The 20,156-nt window shown below is 71.9% G+C and carries 19 protein-coding genes; 3 read left to right on the top strand and 16 right to left on the bottom strand.

What is annotated here, in order from left to right; translation table 11 throughout:
* Window positions 1-59: 59 nt before the first annotated feature.
* On the bottom strand, window positions 60-614 hold the full coding sequence (locus ABZ857_RS07585; protein ID WP_357039088.1) for a hypothetical protein: 555 nt from the start codon (window positions 612-614) through the stop codon (window positions 60-62).
* Window positions 615-1,148: 534 nt separating this feature from the next.
* On the opposite strand from ABZ857_RS07585, the gene ABZ857_RS07590 reads away from it, so the two are divergent.
* On the top strand, window positions 1,149-1,586 hold the full coding sequence (locus ABZ857_RS07590; RefSeq protein ID WP_357039091.1) for a GNAT family N-acetyltransferase: 438 nt from the start codon (window positions 1,149-1,151) through the stop codon (window positions 1,584-1,586).
* Between the two features lie 62 nt (window positions 1,587-1,648).
* On the opposite strand, the gene dapB is transcribed toward ABZ857_RS07590, so the two are convergent.
* The 13 genes from dapB to rimP all read right to left on the bottom strand — a co-directional run bounded on the left by dapB (window position 1,649) and on the right by rimP (window position 15,967).
* Window positions 1,649-2,386, bottom strand: coding sequence for a 4-hydroxy-tetrahydrodipicolinate reductase (gene dapB, locus ABZ857_RS07595; protein WP_357039094.1), 738 nt, complete (start codon window positions 2,384-2,386; stop codon window positions 1,649-1,651).
* Between the two features lie 178 nt (window positions 2,387-2,564).
* Window positions 2,565-3,875 (bottom strand): pitrilysin family protein, encoded by a 1,311-nt coding sequence (locus tag ABZ857_RS07600; RefSeq protein ID WP_357039097.1) that lies wholly within the window; start codon window positions 3,873-3,875, stop codon window positions 2,565-2,567.
* Window positions 3,872-6,193, bottom strand: a complete 2,322-nt coding sequence (locus ABZ857_RS07605) for a polyribonucleotide nucleotidyltransferase (RefSeq protein ID WP_357039100.1) — start codon at window positions 6,191-6,193, stop codon at window positions 3,872-3,874. The genes ABZ857_RS07600 and ABZ857_RS07605 overlap by 4 nt, the downstream gene beginning before the upstream one ends.
* A 315-nt stretch (window positions 6,194-6,508) precedes the next feature.
* A complete protein-coding gene (gene rpsO / locus ABZ857_RS07610) occupies window positions 6,509-6,778 on the bottom strand; it encodes a 30S ribosomal protein S15 (protein ID WP_030510715.1) in 270 nt (89 codons plus the stop codon).
* Window positions 6,779-6,968: 190 nt separating this feature from the next.
* The gene (locus tag ABZ857_RS07615) at window positions 6,969-7,913 is read right to left on the bottom strand and encodes a bifunctional riboflavin kinase/FAD synthetase (protein WP_357039103.1); all 945 of its coding nucleotides are present in this window, start codon (window positions 7,911-7,913) and stop codon (window positions 6,969-6,971) included.
* A gap of 124 nt (window positions 7,914-8,037) precedes the next feature.
* Entirely contained in the window at window positions 8,038-8,937 is a 900-nt protein-coding gene (gene truB / locus ABZ857_RS07620; protein ID WP_357039106.1) for a tRNA pseudouridine(55) synthase TruB, read from the bottom strand.
* The gene (locus ABZ857_RS07625; RefSeq protein WP_357039109.1) at window positions 8,937-9,962 is read right to left on the bottom strand and encodes a bifunctional oligoribonuclease/PAP phosphatase NrnA; all 1,026 of its coding nucleotides are present in this window, start codon (window positions 9,960-9,962) and stop codon (window positions 8,937-8,939) included. Before ABZ857_RS07625 ends, truB begins: the two co-directional genes overlap by 1 nt.
* A complete protein-coding gene (rbfA, locus tag ABZ857_RS07630; RefSeq protein WP_357039112.1) occupies window positions 9,959-10,447 on the bottom strand; it encodes a 30S ribosome-binding factor RbfA in 489 nt (162 codons plus the stop codon). Before rbfA ends, ABZ857_RS07625 begins: the two co-directional genes overlap by 4 nt.
* A 48-nt stretch (window positions 10,448-10,495) precedes the next feature.
* Window positions 10,496-10,795 carry a DUF503 domain-containing protein gene (locus ABZ857_RS07635; protein ID WP_139576060.1) on the bottom strand — a complete coding sequence of 100 codons (300 nt, stop codon included), beginning with the start codon at window positions 10,793-10,795 and terminating at the stop codon, window positions 10,496-10,498.
* A gap of 68 nt (window positions 10,796-10,863) precedes the next feature.
* Window positions 10,864-13,953 carry a translation initiation factor IF-2 gene (gene infB, locus ABZ857_RS07640; protein WP_357039115.1) on the bottom strand — a complete coding sequence of 1,030 codons (3,090 nt, stop codon included), beginning with the start codon at window positions 13,951-13,953 and terminating at the stop codon, window positions 10,864-10,866.
* Window positions 13,954-14,140: 187 nt separating this feature from the next.
* Window positions 14,141-14,443 carry a YlxR family protein gene (locus ABZ857_RS07645; RefSeq protein WP_357039118.1) on the bottom strand — a complete coding sequence of 101 codons (303 nt, stop codon included), beginning with the start codon at window positions 14,441-14,443 and terminating at the stop codon, window positions 14,141-14,143.
* Window positions 14,427-15,416, bottom strand: coding sequence for a transcription termination factor NusA (gene nusA / locus ABZ857_RS07650; protein ID WP_357039121.1), 990 nt, complete (start codon window positions 15,414-15,416; stop codon window positions 14,427-14,429). Before nusA ends, ABZ857_RS07645 begins: the two co-directional genes overlap by 17 nt.
* Window positions 15,417-15,439: 23 nt before the next feature.
* Window positions 15,440-15,967 (bottom strand): ribosome maturation factor RimP, encoded by a 528-nt coding sequence (gene rimP, locus ABZ857_RS07655; RefSeq protein ID WP_357039124.1) that lies wholly within the window; start codon window positions 15,965-15,967, stop codon window positions 15,440-15,442.
* Between the two features lie 209 nt (window positions 15,968-16,176).
* Here rimP and ABZ857_RS07660 point away from each other — a divergent pair, with 209 nt between their 5' ends.
* Together ABZ857_RS07660 and ABZ857_RS07665 are read left to right on the top strand one after the other, a co-directional pair.
* A complete protein-coding gene (locus ABZ857_RS07660; RefSeq protein WP_357039127.1) occupies window positions 16,177-16,671 on the top strand; it encodes a hypothetical protein in 495 nt (164 codons plus the stop codon).
* Window positions 16,664-17,236 (top strand): ferritin-like domain-containing protein, encoded by a 573-nt coding sequence (locus ABZ857_RS07665; RefSeq protein ID WP_357039130.1) that lies wholly within the window; start codon window positions 16,664-16,666, stop codon window positions 17,234-17,236. Before ABZ857_RS07660 ends, ABZ857_RS07665 begins: the two co-directional genes overlap by 8 nt.
* A 274-nt stretch (window positions 17,237-17,510) precedes the next feature.
* Here the strand turns inward: ABZ857_RS07665 and ABZ857_RS07670 are convergent, their stop codons facing one another.
* Window positions 17,511-19,253, bottom strand: a complete 1,743-nt coding sequence (locus tag ABZ857_RS07670) for a proline--tRNA ligase (RefSeq protein WP_357039133.1) — start codon at window positions 19,251-19,253, stop codon at window positions 17,511-17,513.
* Between the two features lie 209 nt (window positions 19,254-19,462).
* The gene (locus ABZ857_RS07675; RefSeq protein WP_357039136.1) at window positions 19,463-19,993 is read right to left on the bottom strand and encodes a hypothetical protein; all 531 of its coding nucleotides are present in this window, start codon (window positions 19,991-19,993) and stop codon (window positions 19,463-19,465) included.
* Window positions 19,994-20,156 lie beyond the last annotated feature (163 nt).

Genomic DNA, 20,156 nt, shown 5'->3' on the forward strand with positions numbered 1-20,156 from the left:
CCGGCGCCTGGGCCGCATCGCGGAGGTCCTCTTCCGGCAGCGCGTCACCACCCGGGCGGTCAGCCCTGGCCGACGAGCCGGTCCTTGATGAGCGCGATCACCTCGTCGAACCGCGCATCCATCTTGTCGAGTCGCTCGTCCACCGCGTCGAACCGGGCGTCCATGCCGTCCAGTCGCCGGTCGATGCCGTCAAGCCGGGCCTCGACCCGGCCCATCCGCAGGTCCAGGCCGTCGAGCCGGCGGTCGACGCCATCGAGCCGGGCCTCAACGCCATCGAGCCGGGCCTCAACGCCATCGAGCCGGGCCTCGACGCCATCGAGACGGCGGTCGACGCCGTCGAGCCGGGCCTCGACGCCGATGAAGCGGTCCTCCATCGCGGTGAACCGGTCATCCACGATGTCGAACCTGGCGTTCATCTCGGCGAAGCGCGCGTCCACGCTCCCGCGGAAATCTGTCATGTCGTCGCGCACCGCCTGGAACAGGCGGACGTTGGCGCCCTGCGCCTGCTGGATGTCCAGGCGCGCTCGCTCAACCTTGTTGTCGACGGCACCGATGAGGATCTTGATGGACTGCACGTCCATCTCGAGCCCCGTGACGCGCTCCTCGAAGTCCATGTCGGCCATGGTAGCCATGCCTTTCTCCTGGGGGGTCGTCGTTCGGCACGGGCCGCCGGGCGGCGGTCCGGGGGACAACCATGCCGCATGCCGGAAGCGGCCTCGAACCGCTTCGGACCACCGAAAACCGTTCTGGAGATGGACCTGAACCCTGTGGATGACGTTTGCCGCCCCGAGTGGACGGTAGGCACTCCCTGAGCCGCCTCTTGCCGCGCGAACTGCGCAGATACCGCTGAAAACGCCCAATGTCCCCAGTCATGTCCCGCGTTGTGGCACGATCTCCAGCCGTCCGGCGTCGAAACCGGTCGTGCCCACGACCGTGTGGATGCCGTGGGAGGCGCGCGCGGGGAGGCGGGACGGCGAGGAGCGGGCCGACCCGGCCGAATCCCCGTGCGGCGGGAGGCCCCACTCCCGGCGAGAGCCGTAAAGGGGCCGCGGCGGTGCGGAAAGGGCACCGGCGCGGCCTCCAAAGGTCTGGCCCGAGATGCGAAAATCGCTTGCCGTGAGATGCCGGATGCCGTTTGCATGGCTCCCATGTCCCGCCTGCGGATCGAACCGGTGACCGAGGCCACCCTCGAGGACTGGCGGCACGCCCACAACGTGATCATCCCTGACGACCCGCTGACTCTCGACGAGATACGTGAGCGTGCCGGGCGCAACCATCTCGAGGTGGCCTACGCGGACGGCGAGCTGATCGGCTGCTCGACCGTGCGCCCGCCCAGGGACGGCTCGCCCGTCGCGACCGTGATCGTGCGCGTGCTCCCCGCCCACCGGCGGCGGGGCTACGGCGAGGAGATGTACGCGCGGTCGGCGGCCCACGCCCGCGCACTGGGCGCGAGCGTGGTCGAGACCGTGGTGCTGGCGTCCAACACCGACGGCCTGCGCTTCGCCGAGTCCCACGGCTTCACCGAGGTGGAGCGCTACTACCCGCCCGAGGGCGGCGGCCCGTTCATCACCCTGAGCAGGTCCTGAGCCGGGCGGCGCGACCACTACAGGTCGAGCCACTACAGGTCGAGCCACTACAGGTCGAGCCGCTACAGGTCGAGGAGGCGCTCCAGGCCCACGGTGAGGCCGTCGAGCTCCCGCACGCGGCGCACGCCCAGCAGGACGCCCGGCGTGAACGACGCCCGGCTCATCGTGTCGTGCCGGATCGTGAGGATCTCCCCCTCGCCGCCCAGGATGACCTCCTGGTGGGCGATCAGCCCGGCGAGCCGCACGGCGTGCACGCGGACGCCGTCGACGTCGGCGCCCCTCGCGCCGTCGAGCGCGGTGGTGGTCGCGTCGGGAGAGGGGCCGAGACCCGCCTCACGCCGCGCCCGCGCCACCAGTTCCGCCGTACGGCGAGCGGTGCCGGAGGGGGCGTCGGCCTTGTGCGGGTGGTGCAGCTCGACGATCTCGACCGACTCGAAGTGCCTGGCCGCCTGCGCGGCGAAGTGCATCATGAGCACGGCCGCGATGCCGAAGTTGGGGGCGATGAGCGAGTTCGTGCCGGGGTTGGCGGCCAGCCAGCCCCGCACGGTCTCCAGCCGTCCGGCGTCGAAACCGGTCGTGCCCACGACCGTGTGGATACCGTGGGAGACGCACCACTCGAGGTTGCCCATGACGATGTCGGGGTGGGTGAAGTCCACCACGACCTCGGCGCCGGTGAGCGCGTCGAGCGGGTCGTCCTTGTCGACCTCCGCCACGAGCTCCAGGTCATCGGCCGCCGCGACGGCCTTGCACACTTCCACACCCACGCGCCCGCGGGCGCCCAGAACACCGACCTTAATCACGCGCCAAGGCTATAGCCCCGGGCAGCCGTGACGGCGGAGGGAGGTGCGGCGAGGAGCGGGCGCGACCACGCCGGCCCGGCTACGGCGGGAGGGGCGCCCCCGGCGAGAGCCGTAAGGAAAAGACGAAGAGGCCGCGCACGGTGCGGGAAGAGCACCGGCGCGGCCTCCACGGGCATGCTCAGGCGATGGCGAAGCCGAAGTCCTTGTCGGAGTAGGGACCGATCACGGCGAGGGTCAGCGGCCGGTTGAGGATGTCCTCGGCGACCGCGGCGATCTCCTCGGGGGTGACCGCCTCGATCCGCCCGAGCACCTCGTCGACCGTCATGAGCCGCTCGTACACGAGCTCGCTCTTGCCGATCCTGGACATGCGCGAGCCGGTGTCCTCCAGCCCGAGCACCAGCCCGCCGCGCATCTGGCCCTTGCCGCGGCCGATCTCGTCGGGGGTGAGACCCTCCGCGACGACCCTGGCGACCTCGTCGCGGCAGATCTTCAGCACGTCGTCCGTCTTCGAGGGCAGGCAGCCCACGTAGATGCCGAACTGGCCGGTGTCGGCGTACTGCGAGGTGTAGCTGTAGGCGCTGTAGGCCAGACCGCGCTTCTCCCGGATCTCCTGGAACAGGCGCGACGACATACCGCCGCCGAGCGCCGCGTTCAGGACGCCGAGGGCGAAGCGCCGGTCGTCGTTGCGGTGGACGGCGGTCATACCGAGGACCAGGTTGGCCTGCTCGGTGGGCCGGTCGAGCACCCGGACGCCGGTCCGCACGTCCACGCCGGGGCCGCCGATGCGCGGGGGCGCGGGCGCGGCGGAGCCGCCCAGCGCGCCCGCCCGCTCGTACGCCGCCGCCACCAGCGCGACCACCCGCTCGTGGTCCACGTTGCCCGCCACCGACACGACCGTGCGCGGCGGGACGTAGAACCGCTGGTAGTACTCGTGGATGCGATCACGGGTGAGGGCGTTGATCGACTCCTCGTTGCCGAGGATCGGGCGGCCGATCGGCGTGTCGCCGTACAGCTCGGCGGAGAACTGCTCGTGCACCACGTCGGAGGGATCGTCGTCGTGCATGGCGATCTCCTCCAGGATCACGCCGCGCTCCGACTCCACGTCCTCCTCGGTGATCAGCGATGAGGTCACCACGTCGGCGAGCACGTCGATCGCCAGCGGCAGGTCCTCGTCGAGCACCCGGGCGTAGTAGCAGGTGTACTCCTTGGCGGTGAACGCGTTGATCTCACCGCCGATGCCCTCGATGGACGCGGAGATCTCCATGGCGTCGCGCGTGGGCGTGCCCTTGAAGAGCAGGTGCTCCAGGAAGTGGGTGGCCCCCATGTGCTCGGGGGCCTCGTCGCGTGAACCGATGCCCACCCACAGGCCGACCGCCACACTGCGCACGGTCGGCATCGTCTCGGTCACGACCCGCAGGCCGCCCGGGAGGACGGTGCGGCGGATGACCCCCGCGCCGTCCTTGCCCGGGAACAGTGTCTCGGTGGTCACGAGTTGCGCTCGTCCCGTCCGCCGCGGGTGCGGCTGCGGCTGCGGCGCGGAGTTCGCGGCTGCTCCTCCTCCGCCGGAGCGGCGGCGGCCTCGGCGGCCGGAGCGGCTTCGGCGTCGTTCTCCGCGGCCGCGGCCTTCTCGGCGGCCTCCTTCTCGACCACCTCGACCGGGACCAGCGAGAGCTTGCCACGCGAGTCGATCTCGGCGATCTCCACCTGGATCTTCTCGCCGACGTTCATCACGTCCTCGACGTTCTCGATCCGCCGGCCGCCGTGCAGCTTGCGGATCTGCGAGACGTGCAGCAGGCCGTCCTTGCCCGGCAGCAGCGAGACGAACGCGCCGAAGGCGGCGATCTTGACGACCGTGCCCAGGTAACGCTCGCCGACCTCCGGCATGTGCGGGTTCGCGATGCCGTTGATCAGCGTACGGGCGGCCTCGGCGGACGGGCCGTCGGTGGCGCCGATGTAGATCGTGCCGTCGTCCTCGATGGTGATCTCGGCGCCCGTGTCGTCCTGGATCTGGTTGATCATCTTGCCCTTGGGGCCGATGACCTCGCCGATCTTGTCGACCGGGACCTTGATCGTGATGATGCGCGGCGCGGTCGGGTTCATCTCCGCCGGGGCGTCGATGGCCTCCTGCATCACGTCGAGGATCGCCAGCCGGGCGCCCCTCGCCTGCTTCAGCGCGGCGGCGAGCACGTGGGCCGGAATGCCGTCGAGCTTGGTGTCGAGCTGGAGCGCGGTGATCAGGTCCTTGGTGCCGGCGACCTTGAAGTCCATGTCGCCCATGGCGTCCTCGGCGCCGAGGATGTCGGTCAGCGTGACGTAGGTGTCACCCTCGCCGATGAGGCCCATCGCGATGCCGGCGACCATCTCCTTGAGCGGGACGCCCGCGTCGAGCAGGGCCATCGTGGAGGCGCAGACCGACCCCATCGAGGTCGAGCCGTTCGACCCGAGCGCCTCCGACACCTGGCGGATGGCGTACGGGAACTCCTCGCGCGACGGCAGCACGGGGATCAGCGCCCGCTCGGCGAGCGCGCCGTGGCCGATCTCGCGGCGCTTCGGCGAACCGACGCGGCCCGTCTCGCCCGTGGAGTACGGCGGGAAGTTGTAGTTGTGCATGTAGCGCTTGGTCCGCTCGGGATTGAGCGTGTCGATCATCTGCTCCATGCGCAGCATGTTCAGCGTCGTGATGCCGAGGATCTGCGTCTCGCCCCGCTCGAACAGGGCCGACCCGTGCACCCGCGGCACCACGTGGACCTCGGCGTTGAGCTGCCGGATGTCCTTCGGGCCACGGCCGTCGATGCGGACGCCCTCGTTGATGACGCGCTCGCGCATCAGCTTCTTGGTGAGCGACCGGAACGCGGCGCCGATCTCCTTCTCACGGCCCTCGAAGTCGGGCAGCAGCTTCTCCGCCGCCAGCATCTTGACGCGCTCGATCTCCAGCTCGCGCTCCTGCTTGCCCGCGATCGTCAGCGCCGAGGCGAGCTCGCTCTTGACGGCGGCGGTCACGGCCTCCAGGGCGTCGTCCTGGTAGTCGAGGAAGATCGGATACTCGGCGGTCGGCTTCGCGGCGACCTCGGCCAGCTTCGACTGGGCCTCGCAGAGCACCTTGATGAACGGCTTGGCGGCCTCCAGGCCCTGGGCCACGGCCTCCTCGGTCGGGGCGACCGCGCCCTCGGCGACCAGCTTGAGCGTGTCGCGGGTCGACTCGGCCTCGACCATCATGATCGCGACGTCGCCGTCGGCCAGGACGCGCCCGGCGACGACCATGTCGAACGTGGCGCGCTCCAGCTCGGTGTGGGTCGGGAACGCCACCCACTGGCCGTCGATCAGCGCGACGCGCACGCCGCCGATCGGGCCGGAGAACGGCAGCCCGGCGAGCTGCGTGGACATGCTCGCGGCGTTGATCGCGATCACGTCGTACAGGTGCTCGGGGTGCAGGGCCATGACCGTCGCGACGATCTGGATCTCGTTGCGCAGGCCCTTCACGAACGACGGGCGCAGCGGCCGGTCGATGAGGCGGCAGGTGAGGATCGCGTCCTCGGACGGCCTGCCCTCCCGGCGGAAGAACGAGCCGGGGATGCGGCCGGCCGCGTACATCCGCTCCTCGACGTCGACCGTCAGCGGGAAGAAGTCCAGGCTCTCCTTGGGATGCTTGGACGCGGTGGTCGCGGACAGGATCATCGTCTCGTCGTCCAGGTACGCGACGGCGCTGCCCGCCGCCTGCCGGGCCAGCCGCCCGGTCTCGAACCTGATCGTGCGCGTGCCGAAGGGACCGTTGTCGATAACGGCCTCTGTGCTGTGGACACCCTCCACGGGGGACCTCCTCTTCGGGTCGGTCTCCCCGCGTCCTCGGTCGCCGGGCTCCCCGTTCAGGTGCAGTGCCGGTCTTCGATCGAAGCGCCCGGTCCGTCCGCACGGCTGTCGCCGTGCCGACCGGGGGCCACTACCGAGGACCGGCCCTCTCACGCCGCGGGATCGCGCTGCGGCTTGCTTGCGGACGCGGGGCACTGTGTCTCGGCTATTCAGTTGTCTCGGGCTGTTCGGTTGTTTCGCTCAGCCCGTTGGGCCGGTTCCATTGTGGCCGGTTATGGAAAAGGAGCGGCGAAGAATCGCCGCTCCTTCCTCACCTTATCGGCGAAGGCCCAGCCGCTCAATGAGGGAGCGGTAGCGGGTGATGTCCTTGGCCTGCAGGTACTTCAGCAGCCGGCGCCGGCGGCCCACCAGCAGGAGCAGACCACGGCGGCTGTGGTGGTCGTGCTTGTGGGTCTTCAGGTGCTCGGTGAGGTCGCTGATCCGCTTGCTCAGAAGCGCGATCTGGACCTCCGGCGACCCGGTGTCACCCTCGCTGGTGCCGTACTCGCCGATGATGGACTTGGTGGTAGCGGCGTCAAGCGACACTGCTTCTCCGTTCTGGTGAAATGGCACGCGCAACGGTTCCGAGCCCGCGAACGACCGTGCGTGCCTACAGTCGCCGTGACAGGACAGCCGGGTGGCTCACGCCACCTGAGCATGGCTGACATACAACCCTACCAGCTCGCGGACACACCCTGTCACGACGCGCCACGGAGCAGGTTCAGGAGCGGCAGGTTCAGGAGGTGAACTCGCGGGCCCGGGCCACGTCGTCGTGCATCTGCTCGATCAACGCCTCGATCGAGTCGAACCTGAGCGTGTCGCGCAGCCGCTCGCCGAAGTCCACGGCCACGTGCGCACCGTACAGGTCCAGGTCGTCGCGGTCCAGCGCGTACGCCTCGACCGTGCGCTCCACCCCGTCGAACGTGGGGTTGGTCCCGATCGAGATCGCGGCCGGCCAGCGCTCCCCCTCGTACGGCGAGGGGCTCTGGGTGCACTGCAGCCATCCCGCGTAGACGCCCTCGGCGGGGATGGCGGTGTGCTGCGGCGACTCGACGTTGGCGGTGGGGAAGCCGAGCGCCCGGCCGCGCTGGTGGCCGCGGACCACCACGCCCTCCACCCGGTGGGCGCGGCCCAGCAGGACGGCCGCGCCCGCGACGTCGCCGGCGGCCAGCCGCTCCCGGACCAACGTGGAGGAGATGGCGTCGCCGTCGCTGACCAGGGGCACGCCCTCGGCTTGGAAGTCGTACTTCTCCCCCAGCGTCCGCAGCGTCTCCAGGTCGCCTGACGCCTTGTGGCCGAAGCGGAAGTTCTCCCCCACCACGACCCCCGCCGCGTGCAGCCGGTCGACCAGAGCCGTCTGGACGAACTCGTCCGGCGACATCCGGGAGAACTCCAGCGTGAACGGCAGCACGCACACCGCGTCCACGCCCAGCGCGCAGAGCAACTCGACCCTGCGGTCGGTGGTGGTGAGCCGCGGCGGGTGGCTGCCGGGCCGTACGACCTCGTCGGGGTGCGGGTCGAAGGTGACCGCCACGGCGGGCAGCCCCAGTTCGCGGGCCATGTCCACCGCGCGGGCCACCATGCGCTGGTGACCGAGATGCACGCCGTCGAACACGCCGATCGTGACGACGGACCTGCCCCAGTCCTGCGGGACCTCGTCCAGCCCGTGCCAGCTCTGCACCTCGACCTCGATTCCGTGTTCAGTTGCCGCACCTGCGGTGCGGCGGCTGAGTCGCCTCGCCTGGGAAGCGCGCAGTAGACAAGCCTGCCATGCCCCGGGGGGTGCCGGGGAACCAGCCCCGGGGTCAGGAGACGAAGACCACCAGAGGCCGGGCCGTCCCGCCGCGCTCCTCGGCGAGCGCGAGCAGCGTGCCGTCAGGCCCGAAGACGCCGATCGGGCCCGGCCCGAGGCCCGCCGCGCGCAGCCGCCCGCCGTGCGCGACCAGCCGCGCCTCGTCCTCGCCCACGTCCCTGCGGGGGAAGGCCGCCGCCACCGCCTCGGCCATGGGCATGATCACGCACTCGCGGGCGAGGTCCTCGATCGTGCGCGCCGCCTCGATGCCGTACGGCCCGACCCGGGTGCGGCGCAGCCGGGTGAGATGGCCACCGACGCCGAGCGACGCGCCGAGATCCCGGGCCAGCGCCCGGATGTAGGTGCCGCTGGAGCAGGTGATCACGGCGTCCAGGTCCACCGTCTCCGGGGTCCGCCGGATCTCCCCCACCTCGAACGCGTGGATCGTGACCGGCCGGGCGGCCAGCGCCACCTCCTCGCCGGCGCGGGCCCGCTTGTAGGCCCGCTGCCCGTCGACCTTGATGGCACTCACCTGTGGCGGCACCTGCATGATCTCGCCGGTGAGCGCACCGACGCCCTTGTGCACCTGCTCGTCGGTCACGTGCCCGGCCGGGGTGACGGCGACCACCTCACCCTCGGCGTCGTCGGTGTTCGTCGTCACGCCGAGGCGGATCGTCGCCTCGTAGACCTTCTCGGTCAGCGCGAGGTGCCCGAGGAGGCGGGTCGCCTTCTCCACACCGATCACCAGCACGCCGGTGGCCATCGGGTCGAGCGTGCCCGCGTGGCCGACCTTGCGGGTGCCCGCGATGCCGCGCATCTTGCCGACGACGTCGTGCGACGTCCAGTCGGCCGGCTTGTCCACGATGATCAGACCGCTCGGCGGCGGCGTCCTTCTGGCTTTGGCCGTGCTCATCACGGGCTCCCTTCCGGGGCGAGGAGGGGGCGCAGGGCGGCCATCGTGTCCGCCACGGACAGCGCCGAGGAGAACCCGGCGGCGCGCGGGTGACCGCCGCCGCCGAGCGCGGCGCAGGCCCGGGCCACGTCCACCGCGCCCTTCGACCGGGTCGAGACGTTCCAGCCGCCCTCGTCGTCCTCCTTGAGCACGACCGCGACCTCCGCCTCGTCGACCCGGCGCACGACGTCGATCATGCCTTCCACCTCGTCGTACGGCAGGCCCTCCGCGGCGCGGTCGGCGCGGCTCACGTAGGTCCACACCAGTCCGAGGCCGCCCGCGGCGTCCGGCTCCAGAGTGGCCCGCCCGAGCGCCGTGCCGAGCACCCGCAGGTACGCGAACGGCGAGCGGTCCCACAGCTCCCTGGCGATCTCCTCCGGGCGCAGCCCCGTGGCCAGCAACCGGCCGGCCATGGCGTGCGCCGCCGGAGAGGTGATCGAGTGCCGGAAGGAGCCGGTGTCGGTCACCAGCCCCGCGTACAGGCAGGTGGCGATCTCCCGGTCGATCGGGAGGCCGAGCCGATGGATGAGCTCCTCGACGACCGTCGTGGTCGAGGCCGCCGCGGGGTCCACGAGGTGGACCGTGCCGAAGCGGGTGTTCGACACGTGGTGGTCGATCACGATGAGTTCGCCGGCCTTGCCCGCGTGGGGCGCGAGCAGGCCCAGCCGCTCCATCGTGGAGGCGTCGAAAGTGATCATCAGGTCGGGCTCGGCGGGGTAGGCCGAGGGCTCCACCAGCAGGTGCCGCCCGGGCAGGAACCGCAGGAGCCGGGGCACCGCGAAGACCCGGTCGCCGAAGGACGCGACGACCTTCTTGCCCGTACGCGCCGTCGCCGAGGCCAGCGCCAGCCCGAGGCCCAGCATCGAGCCGAGGGCGTCCGCGTCCGGGGACACGTGACAGGCGAGTGCCAGCGTGTCGGCGGCGCGGATCAGCTCGGTCGCGCGCCGCCAGTCCGCCTCGCCGAGGGCGCTTTCGGTCGCGGTCACCGGGCGGCGTGCCCCGCCCGGCCGGTGGGCTCGTCCTCGCCCTCCTCCTCGGCCGCCTCGGCGTCGAGGTCCTCCTCGAAGCGGTAGGGGTCGGCGTCCCCGGCGAACTGCGCGCCCTCCGCCTGGCGGGCGATCTCCGCGTCCTTGGCCCTGGCCAGCGCGAACAGGTCGTCCATGTGGCGGGCGCTGTCGGGGAGCGGGTCGTGCACGAACGTGAGGCCGGGGGTGTGCCGCAGGCCGGTCTGCCGGCCGACCTCCGACCGGATGATGCCCTTCGCGCTCTCCAGGGCGGCGGCCGTGTCGGCCCGCTCCGCCTCGGAGCCGAAGACCGTGTAGTAGACGGTCGCGTCGCTCAGGTCAGGGGTGACCCTGGCGTCGGTCACCGTCACGAACCCCAGCCGCGGATCCTTGATCCGCCGCTCCAGCATCTCCGCGACCACCTGCTGGATGCGATCGGCCAGCTTCCTGGCACGCGCTGCGTCCATGCTCACGCTCCCTCGTATCTGTACGGCTGACGCGCGGGCCCCGGCCGTCTATTCCTCGTGGTCGTTGAAGAGCCGCCGCCGCGCGGACAGCAACTCGATCTCGGGGTGGTAGGCGACCAGGCGTTCGCAGGCGTCCAGCACCTCGTCGCAGTTGGCCGCGGACGCCGATATCACGGCGACGCCGATCTCGGCGCGCCGGTGCAGGTCGAGGTGGCCCGCCTCGGCGACGGCGACGGCGGGATACTTACGCTGGATCTCGGCGATGATCGGCCGGACCACCGAGCGCTTCTGCTTCAGCGAGCGGACGTCACCGAGCAGGATGTCAAGAGTAAGAGCACCGATGAACATGGGTCGTCACCACGTCACGGACGTCCGGCCGCCGCCCCCGCACGTGGCGGGGGCGGCGGGACGGCGCGTCAGACGCGCGGCTTCTCCTGCATCTCGAACGTCTCGATGACGTCCTCGATCTTGATGTCGCTGTAGCCGATACCGATACCGCACTCGAAGCCCTCGCGGACCTCGGTCGCGTCGTCCTTGAAGCGGCGCAGCGACGAGACGGTGAGGTTGTCGGCCACCACGACGCCGTCGCGGATGAGCCGGGCCTTGCTGTTGCGGGTGATCACGCCCGAGCGGACGATCGAACCGGCGACGTTGCCGATCCGCGGGACCTTGAAGACCTCGCGGATCTCGGCGGTGCCGGTCCTGACCTCCTCGAACTCCGGCTTGAGCATGCCCTTGAGGGCCGCCTCGATCTCCTCGATCGCCTGGTAGATGACCGAGTAGTACCGGATGTCCACGCCCTCGCGCTCGGCCAGGTCGCGCGCCCGCACCTCGGGACGCACGTTGAAGCCGATGATGACGGCGTTGTCGTCGCCCATCGCCAGGTTGACGTCGTGCTCGGTGATGGCGCCGACCGCGCGGTGGAGCACCCGCAGGCGCACCTCCTCGCCGACGTCGATCTTGAGCAGCGCGTCCTCCAGGGCCTCGACGGAACCGGAGACGTCACCCTTGATAATGAGCTTGAGCTCGTCGACCTGGCCCTTCTCGAGGTCCTTGAACAGCTCCTCGAGGGTGCGCCGGCGGCCGGACCTCGCCATGTCGGCGATCCGCTGCCTGGCCGCCCGCTGCTGGGCGATCTGGCGCGCCATGCGGTCGTCGGTGACGACGATGAAGTTGTCACCGGCGCGCGGGACGGCCGTAAGACCGAGGACCAGGACCGGACGCGACGGGTCGGCCTCCTCGACCGTCTCGCCGTTGTCGTCCAGCATGGCGCGGACGCGGCCGAACGCCTCACCACAGACGATCGAGTCGCCCACCCGCAGCGTGCCGCGCTGCACGAGCACGGTCGCCACCGGGCCGCGGCCCTTGTCGAGGTGCGCCTCGATCGCGAGGCCCTGGGCGTCCATCTCCGGGTTGGCCCGCAGGTCGAGCTCGGCGTCCGCGGTCAGCAGGATGGCCTCGAGCAGGTTGTCGATGCCGATGCCCTGCTTGGCGGAGATGTCCACGAACAGGGTGGAGCCACCGAACTCCTCGGCCACCAGGCCGTACTCGGTGAGCTGGGCCCGCACCTTGGTCGGGTCCGCGCCCTCCTTGTCGATCTTGTTGACCGCCACCACCACAGGGACGTTCGCCGCCTGGGCGTGGTTCAGCGCCTCGATGGTCTGCGGCTTCACACCGTCGTCGGCCGCGACCACCAGCACCGCGATGTCGGTGGCCTGCGCGCCACGGGCACGCATGGCGGTGAACGCCTCGTGACCCGGGGTGTCGATGAAGGTGATCTTCCGCTGCTCGCCCTCGTGCGTCGTCGCCACCTGGTAGGCGCCGATGTGCTGGGTGATGCCGCCGGCCTCGCGGGCCACCACGTTGGTGTGGCGGATCGCGTCGAGCAGCTTCGTCTTACCGTGGTCGACGTGACCCATGACGGTCACGACCGGCGGGCGCGGCGCGAGGTCGGCCTCGTCGCCCTCGTCCTCACCGAACTCGATCTTGAAGGACTCGAGGAGCTCGCGGTCCTCCTCCTCCGGGCTGACGACCTGGACGTCGTAGTCCAGCTCGGCGCCGAGGAGCTGCAGCGTCTCCTCGTTGACCGACTGGGTCGCCGTCACCATCTCGCCGAGGTGCAGCATGATCTGCACGAGCGAGGCGGGGTTGGCGCCGATCCGGTCGGCGAAGTCCGACAGGGACGCGCCACGCGGGAGGCGGATGGTCTGGCCGCCGCCGCGCGGAACCTGCACGCCACCGATCGCCGGGGCCTGCATGTTGTCGAACTCCTGGCGCCTCTGGCGCTTGGACTTGCGGCCGCGGGTCGGACGGCCGCCCGGACGCCCGAACGCGCCCGCCGTGCCGCCACCGCGGCCACGGCCACCGCCGCCGCCACCACCCGGACGGCCGGCGAAGCCGCCGCCGCCACCGCCCGGACCGCCACCGGGACCACCGGGGCGACCGGTACCCGTGGCGCCGGGACGCGGACCGCCGAAGCCCCCACCGGGACGACCGCCACCGCCACCCGGACGGCCACCGCCGCCGGGGCCGGGACGACCGCCGCCGCCGGGACGCGGGCCACCGCCGCCCGGCGCGGCCGGTCGGCCCTGCGGCATCATCATCGGGTTCGGGCGCGGACCGCCGGGACGCGGGCCGCCGGCGCCGGGACCCGGGCGCGGACCGCCCATGCCCGGACCGGGACGCGGACCACCGGCACCGGGTCCGGGACGCGGACCACCGGCGCCCGGAGCGCCGGAACGCGCGCCCGGCGGACGCGGGATGGCCCCGTCGCGCGCGCCGTCACGGCGCGGCTCGCGCGGGCCGCCGTCACCACGGTCGGGACGGTCACCGCGGTCGGGACGACCGCCGTCGCGGCCACCGGGCCGCGCGGGGCGCTGGCCCATGCCACTGGCGGTCGAGGAGAACGGGTTGTTGCCCGGACGCGGGCCGCGCGGGCCCGGCTTGGGCGCGCCGGGGCGCGGAGCGCCACCGGTGGGCGCGCCGGGACCGGCGGGTGCGCCACCCGGGCGCGGGGCCGGGGCCGGCCTGGGGCCCGGCTTGGGCGCACCGGCGCCGGGGGCACCCGGCCTCGGGCCGGCGGCCGCGGGACGCGGGGCCTCCGGGCGAGGCGCCTGCGGACGGGCGGCCTCGGGGCGCGCCGCGTCCGGCTGGGACACCGGCGGGTGAGGCATCGGAACCGGACGCGGAGCGGGCCGCGGGCCGGGCTTCGGGCCCGGCTTGGCCACCGCGCCGGTGGACTGGGAAACGGGCGCCTGCGGGGCGCCCCCGTTGGCCTGGCTCTCAGCCGGCCTCGGCGCAGGCTTCGGCTGCGCCGGACGGGCGGGCCTACCCCCGCCCTTGGAGGCGTCACCCTTGAACGCCTCGGTCAGTTTGCGGACGACCGGCGCCTCGATCGTCGAGGACGCCGACCTCACGAACTCGCCCATTTCGGTGAGCTTGGCCATGACGACCTTGCTCTCGACCCCGAACTCCTTGGCGAGCTCGTATACCCGGACCTTCGCCACTGCACTCCCTAACTCGGCCCGGGAGGCTCGCAGTGCCGCCGGACCGTCGCTACCTGAACGTACTCATCGCCGCGTGCTCATCAGGCGCTCATAGCAATCTGACTCCGCCCATCAACTCGGCGTCCTACATGACAATTTCGTCGTGCCCTGGCTCCCGGAGCCGATACCGAGGGCCAGCGGTAACCATTCACCCGGACCGCCCCGGCGTCAACCCCTCCAAGTGAGCCCGCAGGAGCGACGTGTCGAGCGGCCCCTCCGCGCGGAATGCGCGAGGGAACGCCCGGCGACGCTCGGCGAGCTCCAGACAGCGCGGGGACGGGTGCAGCGAGGCACCGCGTCCCGGGAGCCGTCCTCGTGTGTCGGGGACGATCACGCCCTCGGCCACGACCAGGCGGAGCAACTCGGACTTTACCGTGCGAACCCGGCAGCCCACACATGTTCTCAGCGGGGCTGCCTGGTAACCATATTCCAGCTTACCTCGCCGACGCATCAGCGGGATCAGCAGGTGCCTGCTCGGTGTCCGGCCGGATGTCGATCCGCCATCCCGTCAGGCGGTTGGCGAGGCGGGCGTTCTGCCCTTCCTTGCCGATCGCCAGGGACAACTGGTAGTCGGGCACGATGACACGCGCGGTGCGGTTGTCGGCGTCGACCACCTCGACACGGGAAACACGCGCGGGCGACAGCGCATTCCCGACGAACTCGGCCGGATCCTCCGACCAGTCGATGATGTCGATCTTCTCGCCGTGCAGCTCCGTCATGACGTTGCGCACGCGTGAGCCCATCGGGCCGATGCAGGCGCCCTTGGCGTTGACGCCGGGCTTGCGCGACCTCACCGCGATCTTGGTGCGGTGGCCGGCCTCACGGGCGATGGCAGCGATCTCCACCGTGCCGTCGGCGATCTCCGGCACCTCCAGCGCGAAGAGCTTCTTCACCAGGTTGGGGTGGGTGCGCGAGAGGGTGACCGACGGCCCCTTGGGGCCCTTCTTCACCTGCACCACGTAGCAGCGGATGCGCTCGCCGTGCCCGTACTCCTCGCCCGGGACCTGCTCGTTGTGCGGCAGGATCGCCTCGATCTTGCCGAGGTCGACCAGCACCACCCGCGGGTCCTTGCCCTGCTGGATGACGCCCGCGACCAGCTCGCCCTCGCGGCTCGCGAACTCGCCGAAGTTCACCTCGTCCTCGGCGTCCCGCAGCTGCTGGAGGATCACCTGCTTGGCCGTGGTGGCGGCGATCCGGCTGAAGTTGGACGGGGTGTCGTCGTACTCCCGCACGACCTCGCCGTTCTCGTCCAGCTCGGCGGCCCAGATGACCACATGGCCCGTGTCGCGGTCCAGCTCGGCCCGCGCCTTCTGCGCCGCGCCCTCCGTGCGGAAGTACGCGATGAGCAACGCGTCCTCGATCGCCTTGACGACCAGGTCGAAGGAGATGTCCTTCTCCCGCTCCAGGCTGCGCAGGACGCTCATGTCAATGTCCACAAGGCTCCCCCCTAGCCCTCGTCGTCGGCGTCGTCGATGTCTTCGTCGACATCGAGGTCCTCATCAAGTTCGTCGTCGAGCCCGGCGTCGCGCCGGTTGAACTCGACCTGCACCCGGCCGCGCACCAGCTCGCCGTACGCGATGCGGCGCGCGCCGTCCAGCTCCACGCCGGTCTCGTCGGCCTCGGTCACGCGGCCCTCCACGGAGGTGCCGTCACGCAGCTCCGCCTTCACCAGCCGCCCGCGCGCCCGGCGCCAGTGGCGCGGCTCGGTGAGCGGCCTGTCGACACCGGGGGAGGTGACCTCGAGGACGTACGGGCTGCCGCCGAGGACGTCCACCTCGTCCAGCCGCTTGGAGACGGACTGGCTCACGTCGGCCACGTCGTCCAGGCTCACGCCGCCGTCCCGGTCCACCACGACGCGCACCAGCCGCCGGCGGCCCGCCGGGGTGACCGTGACGTCCTCCAGATCGAAGCCCTCGGCGGCGACCACCGGGCCGAGCAGCTCAACCAGGCGGCCGCGTCGAGCGTCGCTGCCCATGCCGACCTCCCAATGACCGTGTGGACCGTGTGCCTGTGACCGTAGTGCCCAAGCCCGATGTGCCAACAGCCTATCGACACCGCGAGGTGGAAACAGCGCCACACCCGAGCGGCGATCCGACACGTGCACGATCATCACGGTCACGGGCGATGACCAGTGGGCGGCGCGCCGTACGATGCTGTGTCGTGAGACACAGCGGCGGGGCACAAGTGACGAGACGTGCGTTGCTGGGCTCCGCCGCCGCGGCCGGTCTGGCCGCGGCGGGCTGTTCCTCTGCCCCGCGGAAACCGGCCGCGCCGGCCTCTCCGGATCCGCAGACCGTGCTGCTCACCTCGCTGATCGCGGGCAAGGAGCAGCTGGTGTCGCTGTACGGGCGCGCGGCCGCCGCCCTGCCCGACCGGGCCGCCGCGCTGGAGCCGTTCCGCCGGCGTCACGCCGCCCACCTGCAGGCCCTGCGCGCGCTCCTGCCCGCCGGGAGCGGGCCGGGAACGTTCCCCGCGAGCCCCGGGGCCTCGTCCTCGGCGTCCCCGTCCGGAAGCCCGTCCGCGGTCTCGGTCGGGGCGCTCAGGGACGCCGAGCGGCGCGCGGCGTCGGCGCGACCGGCGCAGATGGCGACGGCCTCCCCCGCGCTCTCCCAGCTCCTGGCGAGCATCGGCGCGTGCGAGGCCGTCCACGTCGTCGCCCTGGGGAGGGTGCGTGACTGAGAGCGCGACCGAGCCCACCCGATCGCCGACCGGGGCGCCGGCCGGCGACGCGCTCGGCCGGGCGCTGACCGCCGAGCACGCCGCGGTGTACGCGTACGGGGTGATCGGCGGGAAGACGAGCGGCGCGCTGCTCAGGGCGGCCACGGCGGGGTTCGACGCCCACCGGGCGCGGCGCGACCGGCTTCGCGCGCTCATCACCCAGCGGGGCGGCACGCCCGCCGAGCCCGGCCCCACCTACCGCCTGCCCTTCGAGGTGCGCACCCCGGCCGACGCGGTGCGCCTCGCCGTGCTGGTGGAGCAGCGGGTGACCACCGCCTACCTGGAGCTCGCCGCCGACCGCGACCCGGAGCTGCGGCGGTTCGCCGCGCTGGCCGCGCAGGAGTGCGCGACGCGGGCGTACGGCTGGCAGCCGAAGATCGGCCCGTTCCCCGGCATGGACCGAGGCGGCGCCGACTCCGGTGGCGCCGTCCCCACACCGGGGTCTGAGTCCTCCGGCCCGGAGGGATCCGGGGGGACGCCGGGCCAGGAGGCCCAGCCGGAGGCGTCCGCGCCGGACGGCCAGTAGGCGGACGCCACCGGTCAGCGTGAGAAGCGGTCGAGCAGCGGCGCCAGCCGCCGGTCGTGCTCCTCGCGCCGTAACCTGCCGCCCCGCATCAGCGCGACGAGCCCGGGCCGCCGCTCGGCGAAGGCCGCGTGCGGCCCCGGCGGCGGCGAGGTCGGCGAAGCCCTCCACCACGACCGCCGCCATGATGGCGTCCTTGCCCTTGAAGTGGCTGTGGAGGACCGGCAAAGAGGCGCCGCCGCCCCTGAGGGGGACGGCGGCGCCGTGTGTCAGAAGATCAGGCCCGGCAGGCGGCCAGCACCCGCTCGACGGCCTCGTCCAGCGGGATCTCCTCCTTGGTCCCGGTGACCCGGTCGCGCAGCTCGACCACGCCGTTGGCCAGGCCCCGGCCGACGATCAGCACGGTGGGCAGGCCGAGCAGCTCGGAGTCCTTGAACTTGACGCCGGGCGAGACCCCGGGACGGTCGTCCACGAGCACCCGCAGCCCCCGAGCCTCGAGGGTCTCGGCGAGCGTGCTGGCCACCTCGATCTGGTTCTCCTTGCCGGTGCCGACGATGTGCACGTCGGCCGGCGCCACCTCCCTGGGCCACACCAGGCCCAGCTCGTCGTGGCGCTGCTCGGCGAGCACGGCCACCGCCCGGGACACGCCGATGCCGTACGAGCCCATCGTGATGCGGATGGGCTTGCCGTCGGGCCCGAGCGCGTCGAGCTGGGCGGCGTCGGCGTACTTGCGGCCGAGCTGGAAGATGTGGCCGATCTCGATGCCCCGGTCGATCGACAGCGGGTGCGCGCAGCGGGGGCAGGAGTCGCCCGCCCGCACCTCGGCGGCCTCGATCGTGCCGTCGGGCTGGAAGTCGCGGCCGGCGACCACGTGCGCGGCGTGCCTGCCCGGCTCGTTGGCGCCCGTCACCCAGGCCGAGCCCTCCACCACCCGCGGGTCGACCAGGTAGGTGATCCCCAGATCCCCGAGCACCTGCGGGCCGATATAGCCGCGCACCAGGCCGGGGTGGCGGGCGAAGTCCTCGGCCTCGAAAATCTCCGGCACGCCGGGCGAGAGCGCCGCCTCCAGGCGCTTGAAGTCGACCTCGCGGTCGCCGGGCACGCCGATGACCACCGTCTTGACCTCGTCGGAGCCCGGCGTGCGGACCTTGACGACGAGGTTCTTCAGCGTGTCGGCGGCGGTGACGCCGAGGCCGTGGTGCTCGTTGACGTACGAGACGAGCGACTCGATCGTCGGGGTGTCGGGCGTGTCGAGCACCCTCATGGGCGGATGCGCGGTGGTGACGGCGGGCGGCGCGGGCGTGACGACGGCCTCGGCGTTGGCCGCGTATCCGCAGTTGTGGCAGGCCACGAAGGTGTCCTCACCGGTCGGGCAGGGGGCGAGGAACTCCTCGGAGGCCGACCCGCCCATCGCGCCCGACATCGCGAAGCAGATCCGGTAGTCGATGCCGAGGCGCTCGAAGATCCGGATGTACGCCTCGCGGTGCATCTCGTAGGACCGCTTCAGGCCGTCGTCGTCGAGGTCGAAGGAGTAGGAGTCCTTCATGACGAACTCGCGGCCCCGCAGGATGCCCGCCCGGGGCCGGGCCTCGTCGCGGTACTTGGTCTGGATCTGGTACAGCGTGACGGGGTAGTCCTTGTAGGAGGAGTACTCCCCCTTCACCATGTCGGTGAACATCTCCTCGTGGGTCGGCCCGAGGAGGTAGTCGGCGCCCTTGCGGTCCTTCAGCCGGAACAGCGTGTCGCCGTACTCGGTCCAGCGGCCCGTGGGCTCGTAGAAGTCCCGGGGCAGCAGCGCGGGGAACAGCACCTCCTGCGCGCCCATCCGGTCCATCTCCTCGCGCACGACCCGTGCGATGTTCTCCAGCACGATCTTGCCGAGCGGCAGCCAGGAGTAGATGCCGGGCGCGACCCTGCGGATGTAGCCGGCGCGGACGAGCAGCTTGTGGCTCGGCACTTCCGCGTCCGCCGGATCCTCACGCAGGGTGCGCAGGAACAGGGTCGACATACGCAGCAGCACGGCTACTCCTTGCTCGTTAGAGGTCTCGTCCGCAGCGCCCCCTCGGGATCCCCGCGATGCGGTCTCCTCGCGGACCCTCGGAGACGATCCTCGCGGACCCTCGGAGACGAACTGAGAGACGAGACGAAGACGATGTGCTCCCAAGGCTATCGACTCCGGGGCCTTCACCGCCTCACGTAAACGTCGGCGGCCGATATCGGCCGCCGACGTCAGCCGCCGAGCAGTTCCTCCCAGTGCTGGCGGGACCGTCCGCCCGTGCCCACGGGGCCGGCCGGGCCGTCCAGCGCCGCCGACAGCCGCCACAGGCCGGGCCTGGTCCGCAGGCGCTCCATGCCGAACGGGTCGATGGCCCGCAGCACGAAGGTCACGCCCATCACGTTCAGCATCGCCGTCGACGTGGTCGCCGGGCCCGCGGGCGCCGCCCGCACGGCGTCCGGACCAGGCTCGCCGATCCGCTCCAGGAGCAGCACCGCCACCTCGGCGGCGTACGGGCCGTCGCGCCACTCGATGTGCCAGGAGCGGTCGGTGCCCCGCCACCACGTGAGGTCGCGGCACGCCTCGAGCGTCTCCGCCTCGCCGGATAAGGCGGCCATGACCCGCCCCAGCGCCTCGTACCTGAGCCCGTCCGGCCCGGAACCGTGCGACGGCGGCGCGTCGCCGTCGTCTTGACCGTTCTGCGGGCCGTACGCCGTGGCCGGTGAGGCCCCGAGCTCGTCCCGCCCCCCGCGGAGTCCCCTCATGTCAGGGAGGGTGCCACCGCCCGGCCTTCTCGTCCGCGGGTTTCCCCGTCTTTTAGCCCCACTGCCCACGGGCATCACTTTGATCGTGGCCGCCGGGTCGCCGCAACCCCGCGAACCATCACAACACGGACGACAATCCGGCCCACGGCACGGCGTTCCCCTG

It is taken from the genome of Microbispora sp. NPDC046933 (genome assembly GCF_040644635.1).
GTDB lineage: Bacteria > Actinomycetota > Actinomycetes > Streptosporangiales > Streptosporangiaceae > Microbispora.